The sequence below is a fragment of the Kitasatospora sp. NPDC059571 genome, assembly GCF_042735675.1.
Classification (GTDB): domain Bacteria; phylum Actinomycetota; class Actinomycetes; order Streptomycetales; family Streptomycetaceae; genus Kitasatospora.
Genome location: NZ_JBHWBW010000534.1, coordinates 2,938 through 5,144, shown reverse-complemented (window position 1 = coordinate 5,144; position 2,207 = coordinate 2,938). Strand labels below are relative to the sequence as shown.

Annotated in this window: 2 protein-coding genes; one reads left to right on the top strand and one right to left on the bottom strand. The window is 72.6% G+C overall.

From position 1 onward, the window contains the following. Nucleotides 1–2 precede the first annotated feature (2 nt). Nucleotides 3–743, bottom strand: a complete 741-nt coding sequence (locus ACFV0G_RS34890) for a Tellurium resistance (RefSeq protein ID WP_380556646.1) — start codon at nt 741–743, stop codon at nt 3–5. A gap of 317 nt (nt 744–1,060) precedes the next feature. Here ACFV0G_RS34890 and ACFV0G_RS34885 point away from each other — a divergent pair, with 317 nt between their 5' ends. Further along, complete coding sequence (locus ACFV0G_RS34885; RefSeq protein WP_380556644.1) at nt 1,061–2,131, top strand: DUF2637 domain-containing protein; 1,071 nt, start codon at nt 1,061–1,063, stop codon at nt 2,129–2,131. Nucleotides 2,132–2,207: the final 76 nt, after the last annotated feature.

Here is a 2,207-nt window from a genome sequence, read left to right as displayed (position 1 = left end):
GCTCAGGCGGCCGGGCCGGACGGCCGCTTGTAGCCGCGCTGCCACTGCATCCCGAAGCCGTACAGCCGGTCCAGGTCCGACTGGAAGCCGTGCACGTACCGCACCTCGCGGCGGACGGTGAGCTGGTTGTCCCCGGCGTTCTCGATCAGCACCACCGCGCAGGAGCGCGCCGCGGCCGCCCGCTCGTCGAGCTTGATCTCGATCCGCGGGCCGCTCGGCGGCACGATGGTGACCGTGGCGTGGGTGCGGTCGAAGGCCGGGGTGTCGTCGTAGATGTAGACGAATATCAGCAGCCGCCGGAACTGGTCCTTCTTCTCCAGGTTGACGTACATCGTCTCGCCGGACGGCGCACCGTACACGTCGTCGCCGCTGAGCTTGATGTACGGCGGCCGGGCGAGGTCACCGAAGAGCCCGCCGAGCGGCTGGACGACACCCCTGCTGCCGTCCGCGAGCTCGTACATGCAGGCCAGGTCGAGGTCGACGCTGACCGGCGCGGTGTCGAAGGCCTCCGGGGCCATCGGCCGCAGGTTCCGCAGGTCGAACCGGCGGCGCAGCGCGCCGCCGGCCCCCGGACGCTCGACCGTCCGGGTGGTCCAGTGCAGGTTGACGTACAGGTTGCCGGTGGTGGCGGCGGCCCCGGTCAGCGCGTGCTGGGGCTGGGACTTCGTCAGCGTCACCTTGAACTGGCCGCCGGAGTCGACGCTGTTCCGGTCGCCCTTCAGGAACTCCCAGACCGAGACCATCGTGCGTGTACCCTCCCCCTGCTCGGCCGGCCGCCGGACGGCCGCCGTCGGCGTTCATCGTCCCCGTATCGTCCCATCAGAGCCATACCCCACCGTCGACGATGAGTCACCGTCAGTCCCTCCGTTGGCGACGGATCCGCCACTCCCGTACGATGCCGCTCCCCCGGACGCGATATCGTCATGCCCGCACAGGCGTCCCCGGCGGCCCGCGTGCAGCGGCGTCCGCGACGCTACGTCAGGATCCGCCCGCCCGATCCGCCGCCTGTGCAGGAGCGACCCCATCCCCCTGCCCTGCGGAATTCGAGGCCCAACCCACGATGAACCTCTCCTCCATACAGCTGGTCTGGGCCGTGATCGGCGCCGCGGCCCTGCTGTTCACCGCCGTCCTGCTGGCGGTGCTCCGCGTGAAGAACAACAAGCCCGACGAGTCCGCCGACTCGTGGGAGCGCAGCGAGGAGCGGCGGCGCCGCAAGGAGGCCGTCTACGGCGGTGCCTCCTACGTGCTGCTGTTCTGCTGCGCCGGTGTCGCCGCGGCACTCTCCTTCCACGGTCTCGTGGGCTTCGGCCAGGAGAACCTCAACCTGTCCGGCGGCTGGGAGTACCTGGTGCCGTTCGGCCTGGACGGCGCGGCGATGTTCTGCTCGGTGCTCGCGGTGCGCGAGGCCAGCCACGGTGACGCGGCGCTCGGTTCGCGCCTGCTGGTGTGGCTGTTCGCGGTGGCGTCGGCCTGGTTCAACTGGGTGCACGCGCCGCGCGGCGGGGTGCACGACGGTGCGCCGCAGTTCTTCGCCGGTATGTCCATCTCGGCCGCCGTGCTGTTCGACCGCGCGCTCAAGCAGACCCGCCGGGCGGCGCTGCGCGAGCAGGGCCTGATCCCGCGCCCGCTGCCGCAGATCCGGATCGTGCGCTGGCTGCGCGCGCCCCGCGAGACCTACGCGGCCTGGTCGCTGATGCTGCTGGAGAACGTGCGCAGCCTGGACGAGGCCGTCGAGGAGGTGCGCGAGGAGCGCCAGGCGAAGATCGACGCCAAGCAGCGGGCCCGGGTGGCCGACCGCCGCGAGCGGGCCGAGCTGAAGGCGATCGCCCGCTCCCACGGCGGTGTGCTGAGCCGCTCCCGCGGCGGCCGCCAGGTGCCGGCGCTGACCGCGTCCTCCGCGGGCGACTCCGCTACGGAGCCTGCTCTAGCCGACGAGGACCCGATGGCCAAGGTCGGCCCCTCCGCGCTGGAGCCCGCCGCCCTCACCGCCGGCCGCCGCCCCCGGGCCGCCGTCGGCAGCAGCTCGGCCTCGTCCAGCATCGATCTGACGCTGGACGACGACACCCTGTCGATGCCGAAGCTCGACTCGCTGGAGCGCAAGCTGCGCGCGATCGAGCAGCAGCTCGGCTGATTCCCGCCGTTGACGCGAGAGGGCGGCCGCGCCGGGCCGGCGGGGCCCCCGGGTGGGGGGGGGCCGGGACCCGCGC